This is a genomic window from Leptospira perdikensis, assembly GCF_004769575.1.
Classification (GTDB): domain Bacteria; phylum Spirochaetota; class Leptospiria; order Leptospirales; family Leptospiraceae; genus Leptospira_A; species Leptospira_A perdikensis.
The window spans coordinates 1-366 of the sequence record NZ_RQGA01000020.1 but is presented as its reverse complement, the minus strand read 5'-3'; the positions used below and the strand labels follow the sequence as shown (position 1 = coordinate 366).

1 pseudogene is annotated in these 366 nt (G+C 33.3%); it reads left to right on the top strand.

From position 1 onward, the window contains the following. Positions 1–111: 111 nt before the first annotated feature. Positions 112–366: pseudogene (locus EHQ49_RS18780) on the top strand (hypothetical protein); the annotation flags it as partial.

The following is a 366-nucleotide window of genomic DNA, read 5'->3' as shown; positions in this document are numbered from 1 at the left end:
GCAAGCTACGTGCCAGTCCCTAACGTCCCGTCCGGGACTCAGGGTCAGGGAACGTCGTTAAGTCTAGTTCGTTATGCGTAATTTTTCAAACTTTAAATACAGAGACAAAAAATGAGAATTCCTATCTATTTTACAGCATGCATTCTAACTGCATGTAGTTCACTAACTATCATTTCTCCAGGAATTAACTCAGACCATAGATTAAATAAACTTACTGATATAAAATTCGATGAAGCTTCTTTTTACGGATCTAGTTTTTATCAAGCGAATGGATACTTTATAAATCAACAGAATCTTGAAGATATAATAAACGATCCAAATAATATTGTAGATAATAGCATTAAAGAAAGTTTCCAACAAAATATA